Source organism: Streptomyces humicola, from assembly GCF_024436035.1.
Taxonomy (GTDB): domain Bacteria; phylum Actinomycetota; class Actinomycetes; order Streptomycetales; family Streptomycetaceae; genus Streptantibioticus_B; species Streptantibioticus_B humicola.
The window spans coordinates 80380-100338 of the sequence record NZ_JANFNG010000012.1; the positions used below are offsets into that span (position 1 = coordinate 80380).

Annotated in this window: 16 protein-coding genes and 3 pseudogenes; 7 read left to right on the forward strand and 12 right to left on the reverse strand. The window is 69.3% G+C overall.

Annotated features, from left to right (window positions below):
• Nucleotides 1-8: 8 nt before the first annotated feature.
• Both NGB36_RS17160 and NGB36_RS17165 read right to left on the reverse strand, forming a co-directional pair.
• Nucleotides 9-542 (reverse strand): alkyl hydroperoxide reductase, encoded by a 534-nt coding sequence (locus tag NGB36_RS17160; protein ID WP_255921175.1) that lies wholly within the window; start codon nt 540-542, stop codon nt 9-11.
• A gap of 2 nt (nt 543-544) precedes the next feature.
• Entirely contained in the window at nt 545-1099 is a 555-nt protein-coding gene (locus tag NGB36_RS17165; RefSeq protein WP_255921176.1) for a peroxiredoxin, read from the reverse strand.
• A 119-nt stretch (nt 1100-1218) separates the two neighbouring features.
• Here NGB36_RS17165 and NGB36_RS34060 point away from each other — a divergent pair.
• Nucleotides 1219-1470: pseudogene (locus NGB36_RS34060) on the forward strand (phosphomethylpyrimidine synthase ThiC); the annotation flags it as partial.
• A 142-nt stretch (nt 1471-1612) separates the two neighbouring features.
• Here NGB36_RS34060 and NGB36_RS17175 read toward each other — a convergent pair.
• Nucleotides 1613-2284 (reverse strand): TetR/AcrR family transcriptional regulator, encoded by a 672-nt coding sequence (locus tag NGB36_RS17175; protein WP_255921177.1) that lies wholly within the window; start codon nt 2282-2284, stop codon nt 1613-1615.
• Between the two features lie 79 nt (nt 2285-2363).
• Between NGB36_RS17175 and NGB36_RS17180 the strand changes: the two genes are divergently transcribed.
• The gene (locus tag NGB36_RS17180) at nt 2364-3284 is read left to right on the forward strand and encodes an alpha/beta fold hydrolase (protein ID WP_255921178.1); all 921 of its coding nucleotides are present in this window, start codon (nt 2364-2366) and stop codon (nt 3282-3284) included.
• A 166-nt stretch (nt 3285-3450) separates the two neighbouring features.
• On the opposite strand, the gene NGB36_RS17185 is transcribed toward NGB36_RS17180, so the two are convergent.
• Entirely contained in the window at nt 3451-3630 is a 180-nt protein-coding gene (locus tag NGB36_RS17185; protein ID WP_255921179.1) for a transcriptional regulator, read from the reverse strand.
• A 743-nt stretch (nt 3631-4373) separates the two neighbouring features.
• Here NGB36_RS17185 and NGB36_RS17190 point away from each other — a divergent pair.
• From NGB36_RS17190 to NGB36_RS33805, 4 genes and pseudogenes are all read left to right on the forward strand, one after another.
• On the forward strand, nt 4374-5153 hold the full coding sequence (locus NGB36_RS17190) for a right-handed parallel beta-helix repeat-containing protein (protein ID WP_255921180.1): 780 nt from the start codon (nt 4374-4376) through the stop codon (nt 5151-5153).
• Between the two features lie 153 nt (nt 5154-5306).
• A pseudogene (locus NGB36_RS17195) lies at nt 5307-5721 on the forward strand (PP2C family protein-serine/threonine phosphatase); the annotation flags it as partial.
• Between the two features lie 240 nt (nt 5722-5961).
• Nucleotides 5962-7182, forward strand: a complete 1221-nt coding sequence (locus tag NGB36_RS17200; RefSeq protein ID WP_255921181.1) for a 3,4-dihydroxy-2-butanone-4-phosphate synthase — start codon at nt 5962-5964, stop codon at nt 7180-7182.
• Between the two features lie 56 nt (nt 7183-7238).
• A pseudogene (locus NGB36_RS33805) lies at nt 7239-7412 on the forward strand (methyltransferase domain-containing protein); the annotation flags it as partial.
• Between the two features lie 117 nt (nt 7413-7529).
• On the opposite strand, the gene NGB36_RS17205 reads toward NGB36_RS33805, so the two are convergent.
• Both NGB36_RS17205 and NGB36_RS17210 read right to left on the reverse strand, forming a co-directional pair.
• Nucleotides 7530-7736: a type II toxin-antitoxin system antitoxin gene (locus tag NGB36_RS17205; protein ID WP_255921182.1), complete on the reverse strand. Its 207-nt coding sequence runs from the start codon at nt 7734-7736 to the stop codon at nt 7530-7532.
• On the reverse strand, nt 7733-8674 hold the full coding sequence (locus NGB36_RS17210) for an SPFH domain-containing protein (RefSeq protein ID WP_255921183.1): 942 nt from the start codon (nt 8672-8674) through the stop codon (nt 7733-7735). The genes NGB36_RS17205 and NGB36_RS17210 overlap by 4 nt, the downstream gene beginning before the upstream one ends.
• Nucleotides 8675-8944: 270 nt before the next feature.
• Here NGB36_RS17210 and NGB36_RS17215 point away from each other — a divergent pair, with 270 nt between their 5' ends.
• On the forward strand, nt 8945-11155 hold the full coding sequence (locus NGB36_RS17215) for a transglycosylase domain-containing protein (protein ID WP_255921184.1): 2211 nt from the start codon (nt 8945-8947) through the stop codon (nt 11153-11155).
• Between the two features lie 69 nt (nt 11156-11224).
• On the opposite strand, the gene NGB36_RS17220 is transcribed toward NGB36_RS17215, so the two are convergent.
• The 6 genes from NGB36_RS17220 to NGB36_RS17245 form a co-directional block, all read right to left on the reverse strand.
• Complete coding sequence (locus NGB36_RS17220) at nt 11225-12673, reverse strand: catalase (RefSeq protein WP_255921185.1); 1449 nt, start codon at nt 12671-12673, stop codon at nt 11225-11227.
• Nucleotides 12674-12909: 236 nt separating this feature from the next.
• A complete protein-coding gene (locus NGB36_RS17225; protein WP_255921186.1) occupies nt 12910-15054 on the reverse strand; it encodes a SpoIIE family protein phosphatase in 2145 nt (714 codons plus the stop codon).
• A 66-nt stretch (nt 15055-15120) separates the two neighbouring features.
• Nucleotides 15121-15765 (reverse strand): class I SAM-dependent DNA methyltransferase, encoded by a 645-nt coding sequence (locus NGB36_RS17230; RefSeq protein ID WP_255921257.1) that lies wholly within the window; start codon nt 15763-15765, stop codon nt 15121-15123.
• Between the two features lie 228 nt (nt 15766-15993).
• On the reverse strand, nt 15994-16692 hold the full coding sequence (fomD, locus tag NGB36_RS17235) for a cytidylyl-2-hydroxypropylphosphonate hydrolase (RefSeq protein WP_255921187.1): 699 nt from the start codon (nt 16690-16692) through the stop codon (nt 15994-15996).
• Between the two features lie 23 nt (nt 16693-16715).
• Nucleotides 16716-18128, reverse strand: a complete 1413-nt coding sequence (locus tag NGB36_RS17240; RefSeq protein ID WP_372509465.1) for a class II fumarate hydratase — start codon at nt 18126-18128, stop codon at nt 16716-16718.
• Nucleotides 18129-18191: 63 nt separating this feature from the next.
• Nucleotides 18192-19880, reverse strand: a complete 1689-nt coding sequence (locus NGB36_RS17245) for a fumarate hydratase (RefSeq protein ID WP_255921188.1) — start codon at nt 19878-19880, stop codon at nt 18192-18194.
• Between the last annotated feature and the right edge of the window lie 79 nt (nt 19881-19959).

Here is a 19959-nt window from a genome sequence, read left to right on the forward strand (position 1 = left end):
CCTCGCCGTCAGGCGAGTGTCGCTTCCGCGTCCAGCGTGGTGCCGACCGCCTGGATCACTGCAGCGATCTTGAACGCCTCCTGGATCGTCTCGCGGTCAACTCCCGCCTTGCGCAGCACCTGTTCGTGGGAGTCCAGGCACTGGCCGCAGCCGTTGATCGCGGAGACCGCCAGCGACCAGAGCTCGAAGTCGGTCTTCTCCACGCCCGGGTTGCCGATGACGTTCATCCGCAGGCCCGCGCGGAGCGTGCCGTACTCCGGATCCGACAGCAGGTGCCGGGTGCGGTAGAAGACGTTGTTCATCGCCATGACGGCGGCCGCCGACTTCGCCGCGGTGTAGGCCTCCGGCGTCAGGTTGGCCTTGGCCTCCGGCTCCAGCTCACGCAGCACGTGCGGGCTGCGCGAGGCGATCGCGCAGGCGAGCACCGTACCCCACAGCTGCTGCTGCGACAGCGTGTCGTTGTTGCCGATCACCGAACCGAGGTTCAGCTTCAGGTCCTTGGCGTAGTCGGGAAGAGCGGACTTCAGCTCGCCGAGCGCCACGCTCACTCACCTGCCAGCAGCTTGACCGGGTCGAGGGTCTCCTCACCCTTGCTCCAGTTGCACGGGCACAGCTCGTCGGTCTGCAGGGCGTCCAGAACCCGCAGGACCTCCTTGGGGTTACGGCCGACGGAACCGGCGGTCACCATGGTGAACTGGATCTCGTTGTTCGGGTCGACGATGAAGACGGCGCGCTGTGCGAAGCCGTCCTCGCCCTCGACGCCGCAGTCCCGCATCAGCTCGTGCTTGGAGTCGGCAAGCATCGGGAACGGCAGGTCACGCAGGTCCTTGTGGTCCTTGCGCCATGCGTGGTGCACGAACTCCGAGTCGCCGGAGACACCGAGGATCTGCGCGTCGCGGTCGGCGAACTCCTCGTTCAGCTTGCCGAAGGCGGCGATCTCGGTCGGGCACACGAAGGTGAAGTCCTTCGGCCAGAAGAAGACCACTGACCAACCCTTCTCGAAGCTCTTGTTCGTGAAGGTCTCGAACTTCATGTCGTCGATCGGGCCATGCACGCCGACAAGCTCGTACGTGGGGAACTTGTCACCGATAGTGAGCACGGGTGGTTCTCCATGAGGGGTTGGTGTCCGGCTTAGACCGGACTATGGGTTGGACGGGGTCTAATCTGCCATACCGTGCATTGACCAATGAAATCGCTGCTCGCGGTAAGGGCGCCGCGGGTCATCCGGACCGTGACGACGTCAAGACCGGCGTCATCACGTACAAGATCGCCGCGCACGCGGCGGCCCTGGCCACGAGCCGCGACGGCGCCCAGGAGCGGGACGACGCGCTGTCGGACGCCGGCTTTGAGTTCCGCTGGGAGGACCAGTTCAATCTGGCCGTCGCCCCGGACACGGCACGCGCCTTCCACGACGAGACGTTCCCGGCGGAGCCGGCGAAGACGGCGCACTTCTGGTCGATGTGCGGGCCCGACCGACGAGATCGTCCGCGAGGGCGCCCGCAGGATGCTGGCCGCAGCTCTGGAGGCCGAGGTCGATCAGTACCTAGCCAAGCGCACGGAGGCCGCCGCTGCCTGATCACGCCGTCGCGGTGTGGTCAGGCAGCGGCGGATGTCAGCCGAGCACACCGGTCAGGGCGCGGGTGAGTACGGCGTCGAACCGGTCGCGGGGGTTGCCGTCGGGCGGGGAGGCGGCGAACAAAGCGGTGATGCGGGGGTGATGTCCCGCGGCGGCAACGTGGCGGAGATAGGCGGATTGGCGCGTGAGGCTGGTGCTCGCGGCAGCCATTTCGTTCTGGACGAACAGCGCGGTCAGGCCGCTGAGGAGGGCGAAAGCCTCGACTTTGCGTGTGGGGTCGGCCGGGTGGTCGGCGAGCACGTCGAGCACGTGCTCCAGCAGGTCGACCCCGTGGGGGCCGAGGGTGGGGCGGCTGATGACCAGGGTCGGTAGCCACGGGTGGCGGCGCATGATCTGCCGGGCCTGGCGGGCGATGGCGAGCAGGTCGGGCTGCCAGTCGCCGCTGGGAGCGGGGAGGCTGTATTCGCTCGCGGTGCTGTCGGTCATCAGGTCGAGCAGGTCATCTCGGGTGGCCACGTAGCGGTAGAGCGAGGCGGCGCCGGTCCCCAGGACCGAGGCGACGCGGCGCATGGAGACGGCCTCCAAACCCTCATGGTCGGCCAGTTCCACCGCGGCAGCGGTGATCTCGGCGCGGCTGCGCTCGGCCGGGCGTCCGACCGGCGCTTGCTCCGGCCGCATCCAGATCACTGACTCCTGCTGTCCTGCCACTGCTACCTCCCGCGTTGTCATCAGCCTATCTATCGCATACAGTGTTCGCGAACGGCGTTTGCGAATTGGGAGGGATGCGATGACGCGCTTCGCGCACAACGGCGAGATCCAGATCGCCTTCGAGGATCTGGGCGGCGCCGGCGGCGACCCGCTGTTGCTGGTCATGGGACTGGGCACCTCACGGTTCTGGTGGCCAGACGGCCTGGCGGCCGAACTCGTCGGCCGCGGCTTCCACGTCGTCGCCTACGACCAGCGCGACGCCGGTGAGTCCACCCACCTGCCGGACCGGCGCGTCGGCCCGCCGATCCAGGCCCTGCTGCGGCGCGGAGGTCCGGCCTACAGCGTCGAGGACCTCACCGACGACGCGGTCGCCGTCCTCGACGCCCTCGGCTGGGAGGGTGCCCACCTCTTCGGCCACTCAATGGGCGGGCTCATCGCACAGCGCATCGCGATCCACCACCCGAAGCGCGTGCTGAGCCTGGCCACCTCCTCGGCTGTCCCCAGCGACGCGAAAGGCCTGGGCGTCCTGCGTTACCTGCGCCTGGCATGCCTGCCCCGTTTCGCCCGGCTTCACTATCCCGAGACCCCTCAGGGCAACCTGGAGCTGGCCCTGGCTGTCGCCCGCATCCTGGCCGCGCCCGGCCAACACATCGACGAGCACGATGTGCGCGAGTTCGTGGACAAGGAGGCAGCGCACCAGGTCGCCAGCTTCCGCAACCAGAAAGCGCAGAGCCGCCAGATCGGCGCGAAGTGGCACAGCGGGTCACTGGCCCAGATCACCGTGCCGACCCTGGTGCTGCACGGTGAGCGCGACCCGCTTCTGCGCGTGGCGGCCGCGCGTGACATCGCCGCCGCCGTCCCCGGCGCACGGATGCGCCTTGTGCCCGGCGTCGGTCACTTCCTCGTCGGCGACGTCTGGGCGACCTACGCCGACGAACTGCGCGCGCTCGCCGACCAGGCCCACGCACAACCACAAATCGAGGGGGTCACACACAGCTGACCGGCGGTCGCCGCCCGACGCACTCCTACGGGGCCCACTGGAGCCGAACTGCCCTGTCGAGGAGATCCAAGGACACCCGACCCACAACTCCTGACAATTGCTCCGCGATGGGAGGCCCTGGCTCCGGTCGGGGCCTCCCGACGTGGGGTCGTCCTCGGGGTGGCGGTCACGTCGAGTTGCCTTGTTCGATCTGGTGGATGAGGCGTTTGAGGTGGGTGATTTCGTCTTGGAGCGCTTGGTCGCCGGTGGGGGTGAGGGTGATCCAGGTGCGGGGGCGTCGACCTTCATAGCCCTTCTCGATGTGGATCAGTCCGTTTCCCACGGTCTCTCCGAGATGATCAGACACACCTGGACCGTGCCGTTTGGCGTGCCGCACGCGTGCCAGACGGAGCGGGGAACACCGGGGACTCACGGGGAACAACGGGGAGTTGCCTGTTCCATCGCGGTCAAGCCCGCGCCAGATGCGCGCCAGATCGGTCGGTACGTGACGGTCACTCAGGGGCACTACGGGGGCAAGGGTCCAACATCCGTCAAGGCAGGAAGCGCCGCAGGTCAAGAAGCTTGAGGACTGGCATCCTTGTAAAGCGGGGGTTCATCAGCTCGAACCCCCGCACGGCGATCACCGCCTGACCAGGCAAACCCCCTGACCAAGATCGGTATGGGTGCTTTCGCATGCGCATCTCTCACCCTAATAGGGCCGAACGATGCCACGTGTCTGGTCCGATTCCCGCAAGCGTACGGGTGCCGATCTATTGCTCCAGGACAGGTCCAGCTCAAAGTTCCTCGGCTTGGCCTTGCTCGCCCGCTGGCTGTGGGCTGTACCGGTCAATCGTTCCGGCCGTTCTGGGGACGTTCCGCCGCCGGTGGCGCGTCGTCTGTCCTACCGGGGCATCCCTTTCGCCGGGGCAGGAGAACGCCAGCAGGGATAGGGCCGTCGGGCTATCCCGTTCATGAACAAGGAGCGGCTGAATGCTCGCGGGAACAGCTCAGGTGGTGCGGCACCGGTCTACGTCGGCTGTGGTGGTGGTAGCCATGGCGGCGGTTGGCCTAGCCCAGGCGGGCCCGGCCCAGGCCGCTCACCGCACTAGGGTGGACTGCAAGCACAACCCGTCAGCCCTAAAGACTGCGATCGCCACCGCCCCGCCGGGGGCGACCTTGTTCGTGAAAGGGACCTGCGTCGGCCCATTCACCATTCCCCAGAGCCTAACTCTGGTCGGGGTCGAACGCGCGATCCTCGATGGCCACCACGCCGGCAATACCGTGACGGTCAATGCGGGCGCTCGGGTACGGCTGGTCAGATTGACCATTACCCATGGCAACGCCGGTCCCTTCGGCGACGGCGGCGGAATCCTCAATAACGGCACGCTGACGCTCAACCAGTCCACGGTAAAGGACAGCACCTCAGGTGCTCCTGGCCAAGACGGCGACGGCGGCGGCATCGAAAACGCTGGCGGCAGCACGCTGACGCTTGAGCGCTCCACCGTGAAGGACAACGCCGCGGGCTTCCTGGGCGGTGGCATCCTTAACAGATCTGGCACCGTGATGCTGAACCAGTCCAGCGTGCGCGACAACACCGCCACCGATGGCGGCGGCATCTGGAACAACACCGGGACCACGGTGACGCTCAACGATTCCGAGGTGAGCCACAACGCGGCAACGGAACGGGGCGGCGGCATCTTCAACAACGGTGGCGGCACTGTGAGATTGAGCCGCACCGCAGTGCGAGGCAACATCGCGGTTGGCAACCCCGGCACCGTCGGTGGCGGCATCTTCAACGACGGGACAGTGACGCTGAAGCAGTCGAAGGTGCGGGATAACACCCCGGACAATTGCGCTCCGCCCGGCAGCGTCCCCGGCTGCGTCGGCTAGCGCTCCTGGTCGGAGTGGGCTTCGTGCACAGACGGGGTGCCTCGCGCCATTACCGCGCCAGATCCAGCGGTCAGCGACGGTCGACAGCGGTGAATCACGGTGAGGACCGCTGGTCTTAGTGGTCGGCTCCGGAAGTCCTTCGGGGGTTGACCACTAGAGGGTGCGCCGGCCACCACCGTCGTCCAAGCCGTCGTCGACACCCACGCTCGCCGCATCACCGACAGCAGCGCCGGCCACCCGCCCCCCGGTCCTGCTCCACTAAGACGGCACCTGCGATCTTCTGGACCAGGCCACCGACCCTCCGCTGGGAGCCCGCTCCAAACACCTCCCCCGCCTCCAGGCCAACTTGCCCTACACCCTCGCGCTCTACACCGACGGCCTCATCGAACGCCGCGGCGAGGACATCGACGCCGGCCTGCAACGCCTCACCGACACGCTCGCCCGCTCTGCCCGCCATACCCCCGAACGCCTCGCCGACGCCCCGCTCGCGCACCTCGGCGTCAGCAGCGGCGCCCGCGACGACATCGCCCTGATCGTCTTCCGCCTTGACCCGCGCGCCGACACCTGAGCGCCAACAGGTGGCGAACCCCGCCGCGTGTGGGTGGCGGATCCGGCTATCCTGTTGTCAGGTGCAACTCCCAGGTGTGGCCGTACAGTCGGCCAGTTCCGCCGCTCGGGTGGAACGATCCGGTGTGATTCCGGGACCATGCGGTCAGACCCCGCCCCTCGGCCCGCGGCTTTTCTCGGGCCCTCTCAAACCATCAACGGCGCTGTCGCAGCGCCTTGTGACGATGAGGGGTGTTGGCACGTGTTCACTGGACGCATCGCTGAAGTCGGCGTCATCGACAGCATTGATGAGGACCTGGTCGGGGTGCGGTCACCCCGAGCCGCCGCCGGCGCCCAGCCGGGCGGCTCGGTATGCGTGAACGGAGTGCGGCTCACCGTACGGGCACTGTCCGACGGGGTCGCTGTCGCCACTGTGGCGGCGGAGACGAAGCGCCGGTCGACGTTTGATGTGCTCGCCGCCGGAGAACCGGTCAACGTCGAGCTTCCGCTGGCCGTCGGTGACCGGCTCGACGGGCATCTGGTCCAGGGCTATGTGGACGCGGTCGGCAAGGTGGTGCGGGTCGAGGACGAGGGTGGCGGGTGCAGCCGGGTGTGGATCCGCCCGCCGGAGCGGTCGATGTCGCAGTTGTTCGCCAAGGCTCCGCTCGCGGTCGACGGGGTCAGCCTGACCGTCGCCGAGCGGCTGCGCGACCGGTTTTCGGTGGTCGTCCTTCCCGCTACCCGAGCGGCCACCACTTTGGAGCGGCTGGAGCCGGGGGTGAGGGTCAACCTCGAAGTGGACCTGATCAGCCGACTCACCACGCGCAACCCCGACCGGGCACGCGGCTTCATCGACCGGATCGTCACAGGGCTGCCGTGGGCCGGTCATGTCGCCGGGAAACCGGGTGTGGAGAAGGTGGTGCGCCAACTGGCCGCGGGGGGAGGCGTGGTGGTGTGGGACCCGGCGACTGAAGGGGAGGGAGACGTGATCTTCGCCGGTGCCCAGCTGCCGCCCCAAGCATTCACGTTCCTGCTTACCGAGGCATGCGGCCACACCACGGTGCCGTGCGCGCCGGAGGTGTTGGAGCGGCTGGAGATCGGCCCTATCCCGGGTGAGGGTGACCGGCAGGGCACCGCCATGCACGTACCCGTCGACCTGGCCGCCACCAGCACCGGCGTCTCGGCGGCGGAACGGGCAGCGACCGTCCGCCGCCTGGCCGACCCCGACGCACGGCCGGATGATTTCCTGCGCCCCGGCCATGTCTTCCCGCTGCGCGCCCGTCCAGGGCTGCTCGCCGAACGGCAAGGACACACCGAAGCCACCGTCGCGCTGTGCCTGGCGGCCGGCCTGCCGCCGGTCGGTGTGTGCTGCGAGGTGATGAATCCGGACGGTCTCATGGCCCAGGCTGCTGACTTGGAAGCCGCCGCGCTGCGCTGGGGGATGCCGCTGGTGGACATCTGCGACCTGCGGGCCTGGCTGTGAGCACGAGGGGGTCCGATGTCTACGACGACCCGGGGTTCTTTGCGAGATACCAGCGCATGCGCGCTGAACATGCGGGGCTCAACGAAGATCTCGAACAGCCTGCCTTGGCCCGCATGCTCCCGGACGTGGCCGGGATGGACGTGCTCGACCTCGGGTGTGGCGCCGGCTCCCTCGCGCGCCGACTCGCTGAGTGCGGCGCCCGGTCGGTGCTCGGCGTGGATGCGTCAGCGCGAATGCTGGGAGGATTCTTCCTGGTGATCGGCGGTGTGCCGGTCGAGCCTGGCCAGCAGATCGTCCAGGTCGGAGGTGGTGAACTTCCACTGGAACGGCTGTGCCGTGGCGTGGTGTCAGTCCTCCTTGGGCGGCCGTCCGCGGCGCGGGATCGGCTGGACCGCGCGTGGGAGGCGTCCCGCCTCCGACAAGGCGCGGCGCAGCAGGAACTCGATCTGGGCATTGGTGCTGCGCAGCTCGTCCGCCGCCCACCGCGCGAGCGCGTCGTGCACGGCCGGGTCGAGCCGCAGCAGCACCTGCTTGCGTTCGGGCCTTTCCGTCACTGGTACAGGGAGCCGGTGTTGAGGACCGGCTGGGCCGCGCGTTCGCCGCAGAGCACGACCAGCAGATTGCTGACCATCGCGGCCTTGCGCTCCTCGTCGAGCTCGACCAGGCCCTGCTCGGCGATCCGGGCGAGCGCGGACTCCACCATGCCGACGGCGCCGGCGACGATGGTCTTCCGCGCGGAGACGATCGCGCCCGCCTGCTGGCGCTGGAGCATCGAGGAGGCGATCTCCGGTGCGTACGCGAGGTGGGTGAAGCGGGACTCGATGATCTTCACTCCGGCCGATTCGACGCGCGCCGCGATCTCGGCGGAGAGCTGCTCGGTGATGATCTCGGCGTTCTCGCGCAGGCTCAGCTCCTCCTCGCCGTGGGCGTCGTAGGCGTACTTGGTGGCGATGTGGCGCACGGCGGTGTCCGTCTGGATTGCCACGAAATCCGTAAAGTTGTCCACTTCGAAGACGGCCTGCGCGGTGTCCGCGACCTGCCACACCACGACGCAGGCGATCTCGATCGGGTTGCCGTAGGCGTCGTTGACCTTCAACACCTCGGTCTCGTTGTTCCGCAGCCGGGTGGAGATCGTGCGGCGGCTGGTGAACGGGTTGACCCAGCGCAACCCGTCCTGCCGGATCGTGCCCTGGTAGCGGCCGAAGAGCTGGCAGACCCGGGCCTGGCCGGGGGCGACCTGGGTCAGGCCGCGCAGCATGACGACGTCGGCGGCGATCACCAGGGCGCCGCAGATGGTCAGGGCGGCGGAGGCGCCGCCGTGGCCGCCGCTCCTCGCCCCGGCGCCGGAGACGATCAGCGCGATGCCGCCGGCCAGCACGAGCAGCGCGAGCAGCAGGAACGGCAGGCCCGGCATGCCGAGTGCGCGGCGTTCCGTGATCCGCGGCCTGGGCATCTCCGGTATGTCGGTGGGCCGGTTCTCGACGGCGGTCATGGCTCCCCCTTGAGACGTGGTAAGGCGTTCGGCCTGGTGGCGGCCGGTCGGTGTGCGGTTGCTCACCCTAGCAAGGTGATATCACATTTTCCGAGGCCCTAAACCGGGGACGGGTGATCCTGAATGGTTCCCATGGGGCGGCGTGGGCCTTCTCACGTACCGAAATTATGCGACTTTAGGCAATTAAAGGCCGGAACCGGTGCTAGCTTCGTCGATCGCGCGTTCGTGCGAGCGCGTGCGCGACTGTTGGCGAGGTGAGGAGACCGGTACGTGGGCAGCAGGGGCAAAGCCAGAGCCAGGACCGAGGCCAAGGAGATCGGCACGCCGCGCCGCCGCCGCTGGCTGCGCAGGCTGCTCGGTACCACCCTCGGCGTGATCCTGCTCGGCATGGCCGGCTTCATCGCGCTGTACTTCATGGTCGACGTCCCCAGCGCGAACGCCCAGGCGACCGCCCAGGCGAACGTCTACAAGACCGCCGACGGCAAGGTCATCGCCCGCACCGGCGACGTCAACCGCGAGATCGTGCCGCTCAGCCAGGTACCCGTCGCCGTCCAGCACGCCTTCGTCGCCGCCGAGAACAAGACCTTCTACACCGACGGCGGCGTCGATCTGCGCGGCATGGCCCGCGCCGCCTACGACACCCTGACCGGCAAGGGCCTGCAGGGCGGCTCGACGATCACGCAGCAGTACGTCAAGAACTACTACCTCGACCAGAACCAGACAGTCACCCGCAAGGTCAAGGAACTGATCATCTCGCTCAAGGTCGATCAGGAGAAGAGCAAGGAAGAGATCCTCGACGGCTACCTCAACACCGCGTACTTCGGGCGCGGCGCCTACGGGATCCAGGCCGCGTCCCAGGCCTACTACGGCGTCGACGTCAGCAAGCTCAGCCCCGAGCAGGGTGCCTACCTCGCGGCGCTGGTCCAGGCCCCCAGCCAGTACGACGTGTCGACGGCCACCGCCGCCGGCAAGCAGCTCGCCCTGGCCCGCTGGAACTACGTCCTGGACAACATGGTCGGCATGCACTGGCTCGACCCCGCGCAGCGCCGCACCGCGGTCTTCCCTCAGCCCGTCAGCCCCAAGGGCGCGGCCGGCGTCACCGGCCAGACCGGCTACCTCATCGACGCGGCCGACAGGCAGCTGACCAGCAGCGGCGCGCTCACCGACGGCCAGCTCGCCGCCGGCGGATGGACGATCACGCTCACCATCGACCCGGCCAAGCAGAAGGCGCTGGAGAACGCGGTCAGAACGCAGCTGACCGACAACCTCTCCTCCTCCAGCTCCATCGACCAGCGCGTGCAGCCCGGGGCCGTCTCGGTCGACCCGAAGACCGGTGACGTCGTCGCGCTCTACGGCGGCGCCGGCTACCCGCAGCACTACACCGACAACGCGACCCGCGACGACTACCAGGTGGCCTCCACCTTCAAGCCGATCGTGTTCGCCTCCGCGCTGGAGAACAACTCCACGACGCAGGACGGCCGCACCATCGGCGCCGACACGATCTACGACGGCACCAGCGGCCGCCCGGTCCAGGGCTCCGTCACGCCGTTCGCCCCGCCCAACGAGGACGACCGTTCCTACGGGAAGATCACCGTGCAGACCGCGATGGACAACTCGGTCAACTCGGTCTTCGCGCAGCTCGCCGTCGACGTCGGCCTCGACAAGGTCGCGCAGACCGCGCAGACGCTCGGCATGCCCTCCGACACCAAGGGGCTCAACGACGGTCCGGCAGTCGCGCTCGGCACGATGGGCGCCAGCCCCATGACGATGGCCGGGATCTACGCGACCATCGACCACCACGGCCAGAAGGTCACCCCCTCGATCGTGAAGTCGGCGGTGCGGGGCGGCGAGGCGGTCACCCTGCCCGACACCATCGGCAACCAGGTGATCAGCCGCTCCACGGCGGACACCGTGACCTCGGTGCTCACCGGCGTCGTCAACTCCGGTACCGGTACCGCGGCCGAGCAGGCGAGCCAGGTGGCCGGCAAGACGGGTACCTCCGACGACAACAAGTCGGCGTGGTTCACCGGCTACACCCCGGACCTGGTCACTTCCGTCGGCCTGTTCGGCCAGGACCCGAAGACCGGCGCCCAGGTCTCCCTGACCGGTGCGGGCGGCGTCGGCCGGGTCAACGGCGGCGGCTTCCCGGCACAGATCTGGGGCGCCTACACCAAGGCGGCGCTCAGCGGTGAGTCGCCGCTCCAGTTCGACTTGCAGACCAATCAGGGCGCCGCGGTGCAGCCGCAGACCACGCCGTCCTCGACGCCGTCGGCCACGCAGAGCCCGTCGGGGACGCCGAGCACCACGCCGTCGCAGAGCCCGGCGCCGACGCCGAGCACTACCGGCCCGGCGACCACACCCCCTGCCGTGCCGACGCCCACCGTGACGGCCCCCTCGGCCACGCCGACGGACACGGGCACCGGCGGCGCCACCCCGCCGGGCAGCGGCCCGACCCGGTTCCCGCGGGGTCAGACCGGCTGAGCACCATGCAGCCCCGGGCACGGAGGGCGGTCACGTGCCACGGGGCTGCGTCCGGTGGGCGGTCTGCGGTCAGATGCCGTTGACCGCTGTGGCGATGCGGTCGCCCGTCTCCTTGTCGATGTTGCGCCAGTACTGCACGGCCCGCTCCAGGACCGGCCGGGAGACGCCATTCTTCAGGTGGCCGGAGACGTTGTTCACCAGCCGGGTGCGGGCGGCGTCGTCGAGCACCTGCCGCACCATGGTGCCCGGCTGCCCGAAGTCGTCGTCCTCGCGGTGCAGCGTGTAGGCCTCGCGGACCATGTCGCCCGCCGCCTCCCAGCCGGCGATCTCACCGAACGCGCCGGGCACGGCGGCCGGGCCGCCCTTGGAGTTGGGCGCGTAGACGGCGCCGACCCGGTTGGGCTCGTAGCGCATCGGCCCGTCCTTGGCGTAGGAGTGCACCGGCACGTGCGGGCGGTTCGGCGGCAGCTGCGCGTAGTTCGGGCCGATCCGGTAACGGTGCGTGTCGGGGTACGAGAAGAGCCGGCCGAGCAGCATCTTGTCCGGCGAAGGGCCGACGCCCGGCACCATGTTGCTCGGCTCGAACGCGGCTTGCTCGATGTGGACGAAGAAGTCCTCCGGGTTGCGGTCGAGCGTCATCCGGCCGACCTCGATCAGCGGGTAGTCGCCATGCGGCCACACCTTCGTCAGGTCGAACGGGTTGAACCGGTAGTCGGCCGCGTCCTCGAACGGCATGACCTGCACGTAGAGCGTCCACGACGGCGCGTTGCCGGACTCGATCGCCTGCCACAGGTCCTTGCGGTGCAGATCCGGCTCGGAGCCGGCGAGCTCGTCGGCCTCCTCCTGGGTGAGGAAGTCGATGCCCTGGTCGGTCTTGAAGTGGTACTTGATCCAGAACTTGGTCTCGGCGCCGTTGACCCACATATAAGTGTGGGAGCCGTAGCCGTTCATGTTGCGGTACGTCTTCGGGATGCCGCGGTCACCCATCAGCCAGGTGACCATGTGCGCGGACTCCGGCGAGAGCGTCCAGAAGTCCCACTGCATGTCGTTGTCGCGCAGCCCGTTGTCGGGGCGGCGCTTCTGCGACCGGATGAAGTCCTGGAACTTGATCGTGTCGCGTACGAAGAAGATCGGCGTGTTGTTGCCGACGAGGTCGTAGTTGCCCAGTTCCGTGTAGAACTTCAGGGCGAAGCCACGCGGGTCGCGCCAGGTATCGGGGCTGCCCTGCTCGCCGGCCACGGTCGAGAACCGCGCCAGCATCTGGGTTCGCTTGCCGGGCTGGAACAGGTCCGCCTTGGTGAACTGGCTGACATCGTTGGTGACTTCGAAGAATCCGTACGCGCCGGCGCCCTTGGCATGCACCACCCGTTCGGGAACCCGTTCCCGGTTGAACTGGGCCATCTTCTCGATCAGGTAGTGGTCCTGCAGCAGGATCGGACCGTTCGCGCCGACAGTGAGCGAATGCTCATCGCTCTCCACCGGAATACCGGCGTTGTTCGTGGTGTAGGGGGTGCTCATCGGGCGTCCTCCCATGGGATGGGTTCAGGCCGCTGGGGTCGTCACATCAATCGACTGACGTCGGCGTGTCACCCCATGCAGTCAACAGCCACTACGACATATCGGCAACAGATTGGACACAGTCCAAGCCTAAACCCGATATGGGACCTATGGGAGACTTCTGGACATCGACCCGGCGCGTCACGTGCGGGACGTCATGCCCGGCGCGTCACGTCCGGGACGTCACCTCCGGGACGTCATGTCCGCGCGGGCAGCGCCAGCTCGAACCACACCACCTTGCCCGCGCTCAGCCGCGTCGCGCCCCATCGCTGCGCAAGCCGGTTGACCAGGAACAGGCCGCGTCCGCTCTCGTCCTGCGGCTGCGCGTGCCGCATCCGCGGCAGCTGCGGCGCATCGTCCCCCACCTCGCAGCGCAGCACGTCGGTGCGGAGCAGCCGCAGCGTGATGGGCCGCCCCGCGTACCGCACGGCGTTGGTCACCACCTCGCTGACCAGCAGCTCCACACCGTCGGCGAGCTCGTCGAGATCCCAGCGGTGCAGCGCGCGCCGCACCAGCCGCCGGGCACGGCCCGCCGTCTGCGGATGCGGCTCGAGGAACCAGTACGCGACATCGCTCGGCGCGATCCCGTCGAAGCGGGCGGCGAGCAGCGCGATGTCGTCGTCCCGGTCGCCGGGCCCGAGGATGTCCAGCACCTCGTCGCAGAGCGGTTCCAGCGGCGGAGGGCAGACGATCGAGCCCACCGCACGCAGCCGCTCGCGCAGCGCCTCGATCCCCGTCCACACGTCCCGCGTCCGCGACTCGACGAGACCGTCGGTGTACAGCAGCAGCGTGGCACCGGCGGGCGCGGGCAGTTCGACCGCCTCGAACGGCACCCCGCCGACGCCGATCGGCGCGCCCGACGGCACGCGTAGCACCTCCGCGCGGCCGTTGCCGTGCAGTAAGACCGGTGGCGGATGCCCGGCGTTGGCCACCACGAGACGGTGCGCTATCGGGTCGTAAACCGCGTAGACGCAGGTGGCCATGCGGTCGCTGCCGAGCCGCTGGGCCTGCTCGTCGAGGTGGTAGAGCACCTCCTGCGGCGGCAGGTCGAGCCCGGCGAGGGTCTGGACGGTGGTACGCAGCTGCCCCATGATCGCCGCCGACTGCATCGAGTGGCCCATGACGTCGCCGACGACGAGCGCGACCCGGCTGCCCGGCAGCGGGATGGCGTCGTACCAGTCGCCGCCGACCCGGGCGGTCTCGGCCGCCGGGAGGTAACGGCTGGACAGCCGCACCCCGGTGGGCTGGGGGAGCGAGTCGGGGAGCATGGCGCGCTGCAGGGAGTCGGCGATGTAGGCCTCGCGGCCGTAGAGGACGGCCTTGTCCACGCCGAGCGCGGTGTGGGTCGCCAGTTGGGCGGCGACGAGCAGGTCGTCGGCCTCGAACGGCGGCCGGTCGGTGCGGCGCAGCAGGACGGCCGTCCCTGTGACCCGGCGGCGGCCGCGCAGCGGCGCGACGATCGCGCGCCGGCCGGTGGGCATGGCGGTGCCCACCAGCTCGTCGAGGGCTGCTTCCACGAGCGGGGTGTCGGCGAACAGCGGCCGCACCCCGCGCAGCACCTCGACGAGCTGCCCGTCGCTGCGCACCCGGGTGGTCTCGGCGGCCCCGCTGACCTCGGGCGCGGGGACCAGCGGCAGTCGGGTGCCGGGCCCCGCACCCGGTGACGATGCGTCCGTGGGGTCGAGGGTGATCCGGTCGGTGCGGCGCAGTCGCAGCACGAACGGCTCGGTGGGCCGCTCGTCGCCGACGGGCAGCGGATCGCGCAGGTAGACGAGGATGGCGTCGGCGAAGGTCGGAACGACGGACCGGCACAGGCCGAGCACGATCTCGTCGAGGTCGAGCCCGCGGGCGATGCGGCGGGTGGCCGCGCCGACGTAGCGCAGCCGTTCGCTCTCCGGGCTCGCGGCCGGAACCTCGGGCCGCGGCCGCCGCTCCTCCGGTCTGTGCGGCGGTACGGGGTGCGGCTCGGGCGCGGAGCCGTCCTGGTGGGCGCCGGGGGCGGGGAGCGCCGGGCCGGCCGGGGCGTCGACGCTCGGCCGGGGGCGTCCGGCAGCCGCATCGCCGGGGGAGCCCGAGGGGCTCGGGGTTCCCGAGGAGCCGGGCGGCCCGGCGGGCCCGGGGGACTGGGCGGGCAGCCGAGGGCCGTGCCCTGCCTTCGCACCGCGCGGCGCTCCCGGGGTGCTGTGATGACAGTCCCCATCGGTCATGCGGAAGCCGCTGCGGGGATCGCTCAGGGGTTCGGAGAGGCCCGGGGCCGGGGTTGACGTGTGCGGGCGCGCGACGGCGCCGGTCGGCGCTGTTATCTCGTCGGCCGCCCGCCGTGGGGTGCGGTGCTCCGTCACGCTATGAGGTTCCATCCGTATAGTCGGTGCGCCGCCGGCCACTTGCGCGGTGCGGTTGCTGCCCGTTCAGACGGGCCGTCGGCAGTGCAGGAAGAGCTGCTCCTCCGGCGGCGCGTCTGTGCTCGCCGGTGCGTACGAGTACGACGACTCCTCGACGATCTCGAATCCCGCGTCTCGTACGACCTTGCGCAAATCGTCCCGCAGGTATCCGGATACCCGGATCGTGTTTCCAAGGAACGGAATCGCGAAATCGTCCACATCCGCTTCGACCATCGACAGTGCGAACAACCCGCCGGGAACCAGCAGTTCACGCACCGTTCGCAGTGCGTACGGAATCTCCCGGCGCGGCAGCATCAGCAGCGAGAAGAAGGCGGTCACGGCGTCGAAGCGGCCCGGGTCGTGCGGGCCGCCCGGCACGAGGTCGGCGATGTCGAGCCGGTGGAAGACGGCGTCGGGCACGTTGCGCCGGGCGAGCTCGACCATGCCGGCTGACAGGTCGACACCGACCACCTCCAGCCCCGCTTCGGTGAGCTGACGCGCGGTCGGCAGCCCCGTGCCGCAGCCGATGTCGAGGACGCGCGAGGCGGCCGGCAGCGACTTGGCGAGCCACTCACCGGCGGCCACCTGCCCCTCCTTGTGCGGGAACGCGTTGTCATAGCCGTCGCCTATCGCGTCGAACGCCTCCGCCTGCCCAGCGCGGTCCCGCTCCATGCCCCCGTAGCCGTCCTCGTAGCCAACGCTGCCCACGAACCCCCCTGACTTTGAGTCAACTACTGGCCTTGGCTTGCTTTTTATCTGTGCTGTCAATCTGTGATGGTGCAGACGGTGCGAAGGACGATCCTACGTATGAAGGGGAGGGGCGTATCAAGGGGCTTACTCAATTCCACGCGCCGGCGACCGGTCCGACGACCCATCGCGGTGACGCCCCGTCGGGAGGTCTCACACGGGCCGCCGGTCCCAGTCGTGCGGCAGCGTGGGCACCGTCCACGCCGGGTCGGGGCGCCAGTCCTGCCAGCCGTCCCGGAACGGTGAACCCCACTCCTCGATGAGCCGTACCGCCCGGACGCCCGCGTCGCGCACCCGCTCGGCGAGCACGCGGTCCACCAGCCCGTCGGTCTGAGCCTGGGCGAACTCGTCCTCGTCGCGCCAACCCCACGTGCGATCCGGATTCACCGAGATGTCCAGGAAGTGGTCCTGCGAATCCACTCCTCCGGACCAACGGCGTCGCGGTTCCTCCAGATTTACGTACCAGTTCTTGAACCGCCAACCGGGCTTCCAGAACAGCCACACCGACCACGGCTCGCCGGGCCGCGCCAGCTTCAGCACCCCCGTGCCCCACCACTGCTCGACGCGCGTCGACCGCGGCTTGCGGTACCGGGTGGCGAGCGGCTCGCGGTGCACCGCCGTACCGTCCGCGAGCACCGGTTTGACGCACGGCGTCCCCGGTGCCATCCACACCGCCAGCAGCTCCGGATCGTCCCGCACCACCGTCACCGGGCGTGCGATGTGCACCTCGTCCCGGTAACGGTCGCCGTTGCCGCGGTAGCGCCACAGCACATGCTCGCCGGGCGCCCAGTGTCCGGTCCCGTCATCGGCGTCATGACCATCATCGAGAAGCGCGTGCGTGTCGGCTGTCATGACGGGATCTTACGGATGCACCGTTACGACGGTGATGCCGACGGCCGTGTCATCCGCAGCACATCCAGCGCCTCGTCCAGCTGTTCCTCGGTGATCTGCCCCCGCTCGACGTAGCCGACCTCGACCACCACCTGGCGGATCGTCTTCCGCTCGGCGAGCGCTCGCTTGGCGACCTTGGCCGCCTCCTCGTAGCCGATGTACCGGTTGAGCGGAGTGACCACCGACGGCGACGACTCCGCGTATTCGCGCAGCCGCTCGACGTTGGCGGTGATCCCGTCGACTGTGCGGTCGGCGAGCAGCCGCGAGACGTTGGCGAGCAATCGCACCGACTCCAGGACGTTCTTGGCGATCACCGGGAGCATCACATTGAGCTCGAAGTTCCCGGACGCCCCCGCCCAGGCCACCGTCGCATCGTCGCCGACGACCTGGGCCGCCACCATCGCCACCGCCTCCGGGATCACCGGGTTCACCTTGCCCGGCATGATCGAGGAACCGGGCTGGAGGTCGGGGAGGTTGATCTCGGCGAGGCCGGTCCGCGGGCCGGAGCCCATCCAGCGCAGGTCGTTGGCGATCTTCGTCAAGGAGACGGCGAGGGTGCGCAGCTGCCCTGAGGTCTCCACGATGCCGTCCATCGCTCCCTGCGCCGCGAAGTGGTTGCGCGCCTCGGTGAGCGGCAGCCCCGTGACCCGCGCCAGCTCGGCGATGACGGCCGCGGCGAAGCCGGGCGGTGTGTTGATGCCGGTTCCCACCGCCGTGCCGCCGAGCGGCAGCTCCGCCAGCCGCGGCAGTGCAGCCCGCAGCCGCTCGATCCCGCTGCGCACCTGAGCTGCGTAACCGCCGAACTCCTGGCCCAGCGTCACCGGCGTCGCGTCCATCAGATGGGTGCGGCCCGACTTCACCACGTCCGCGAACTGCTTCGCCTTGCGTTCCAGCGCCGCGGCCAGGTGGTCCAGCGCCGGGATCAGATCGCCCACCACTGCCGACGTCGCGGCGATGTGGATCGAGGAGGGGAACACGTCGTTCGACGACTGGCCGGCGTTGACGTGGTCGTTGGGGTGGACGTCCCGGCCCAGCCGCTCGCTCGCCAGCGTCGCGATCACCTCGTTGGTGTTCATGTTCGACGACGTGCCGGAGCCGGTCTGGAAGACGTCGATGGGGAAGTGGTCGTCCCAGCGGCCCTCCGCCACCTCGCCCGCCGCCTCGACGATGGCGTCCGCGACCTCCTTGTCCACCACCCCGAGCTCGCCGTTCACCCTGGCGGCGGCCGCCTTGATCCGTGCCAGCGCCTCGATGTGCGCCCGCTCGATCCGCTGCCCGGAGACGGGGAAGTTCTCCACGGCGCGCTGCGTCTGAGCCCGCCACTTGGCGTGCGCGGGCACCCGTACCTCGCCCATGGAGTCGTGCTCCACCCTGAATTCGTCGCTCATACCGCTCATACCAATGACAGTGCCCGGGAGCACCGAAGTGTTCCCGGGCACGGACCGGATGGCTCAAACGGTTCAGCGGCGCCCGATGCTCAGCAGCGGGCCGGTGGTGTCCGCGAAGAAATCATTGCCCTTGTCGTCGACGACGATGAACGCGGGGAAGTCCTCGACCTCGATCTTCCACACCGCCTCCATGCCCAGCTCCTCGTACTCCAGGACCTCGACCTTCTTGATGCAGTCCTGGGCGAGGCGCGCCGCGGGCCCGCCGATCGAGCCGAGGTAGAAGCCGCCGTGTGCGGCGCACGCGTCCGTGACCTGCTTGGAGCGGTTGCCCTTGGCCAGCATCACGAACGAGCCGCCCGCCGCCTGGAACTGCTCGACATACGCGTCCATCCGCCCGGCGGTCGTCGGCCCGAACGAACCCGAGGCGTAGCCCTCCGGGGTCTTCGCCGGGCCCGCGTAGTACACCGCGTGGTCCCGCAGGTACTGCGGCATCTCCTCGCCCGCGTCCAGCCGTTCCTTGATCTTCGCGTGCGCGATGTCGCGGGCGACGACCAGCGGCCCGGAGAGCGAAAGGCGCGTCTTGACCGGGTACTTGGACAGCTCCGCCCGGATCTCGTCCATCGGCCGGTTGAGGTCGACACGGACCACGGTGTCGTCGAGGTGGGCGTCCGTGGTCTCCGGCAGGAAGCGCGCCGGGTCCTTCTCCAGCTGCTCCAGGAAGACGCCCTCGGCGGTGATCTTCGCCAGCGCCTGGCGGTCGGCGGAGCAGGAGACCGCGATCGCCACCGGGCAGGAGGCGCCATGCCGCGGCAGCCGCACCACGCGCACGTCGTGGCAGAAGTACTTGCCGCCGAACTGGGCGCCGATGCCGATCTTCTGCGTCAGCTCGAACACTGATCGTTCCAGCTCGAGATCGCGGAAGCCGTGCCCGGTGGGGGAGCCGGACACCGGCAGCGAGTCCAGGTAGTGCGCGGAGGCGTACTTGGCGGTCTTCAGCGCGTACTCGGCGCTGGTGCCGCCCACGACGATCGCCAGGTGGTACGGCGGGCAGGCGGCCGTGCCCAGCGAGCGGATCTTCTCCTCCAGGAAGCGCATCATCGACGCCTCGTTGAGGACCGCCTTCGTCTCCTGGTAGAGGAAGGACTTGTTGGCCGAGCCGCCGCCCTTCGCCATGAACAGGAACTTGTACGCGGCGCCGTCCGTCGCGTACAGCTCGATCTGCGCGGGGAGGTTGGAGCCGGTGTTCTTCTCCTCCCACATGGTCAGCGGGGCCATCTGCGAATAGCGCAGGTTGAGCTCGGTGTACGCGTCGTACACGCCACGCGACAGCGCCTCCTCGTCACCGCCCGAGGTCAGCACGTTCTGGCCGCGCTTGCCCATGACGATCGCCGTTCCGGTGTCCTGGCACATCGGCAGCACGCCGGCGGCGGCGATGTTCGCGTTCTTCAGCAGGTCGAGCGCGACGAAACGGTCGTTCGGCGAGGCATCGGGATCGTCGATGATCCGCCGCAGCTGCGCCAGGTGCGCGGGACGCAGGTAGTGCGAGATGTCGTGCATCGCCTCCGCCGCCAGCGTGCGCAGCGCCTCCGGCTCGACCTTGAGGAAGGTGCGGCCGTCGGCCTCGAAGGTGCTCACGCCCTCGGAGGCCACCAGCCGGTACGGGGTGGTGTCCTCGCCGAGGGGGAGAAGGTCGGAGTAGGCAAACGCTGGCTGGGGTGGGTGGGAAGAGCCCGCGTGGGCTGGGTGGGAAGAGCGGGGCATCGAGGGGTCCTCATTCGGCGGCATCGACGAAGCCTCCCCAGCGTAGAACGCCCGCGGCGGCCCAATGCTGTGAGGTAAG

What these genes read in the sequence shown, in the direction of transcription:
- NGB36_RS17180 (WP_255921178.1), top strand. Translation starts at nt 2,364, where the DNA reads ATGACGCGCTTCGCGCACAACGGCGAGATCCAGATCGCCTTCGAGGAT.
- NGB36_RS17210 (WP_255921183.1), bottom strand. Translation starts at nt 8,674, where the DNA reads ATGACCGCCGTCGAGAACCGGCCCACCGACATACCGGAGATGCCCAGG.
- NGB36_RS17220 (WP_255921185.1), bottom strand. Translation starts at nt 12,673, where the DNA reads ATGAGCACCCCCTACACCACGAACAACGCCGGTATTCCGGTGGAGAGC.
- NGB36_RS17230 (WP_255921257.1), bottom strand. Translation starts at nt 15,765, where the DNA reads ATGGAGCGGGACCGCGCTGGGCAGGCGGAGGCGTTCGACGCGATAGGC.
- fomD (WP_255921187.1), bottom strand. Translation starts at nt 16,692, where the DNA reads ATGACAGCCGACACGCACGCGCTTCTCGATGATGGTCATGACGCCGAT.
- NGB36_RS17240 (WP_372509465.1), bottom strand. Translation starts at nt 18,128, where the DNA reads ATGAGCGGTATGAGCGACGAATTCAGGGTGGAGCACGACTCCATGGGC.
- NGB36_RS17245 (WP_255921188.1), bottom strand. Translation starts at nt 19,880, where the DNA reads ATGCCCCGCTCTTCCCACCCAGCCCACGCGGGCTCTTCCCACCCACCC.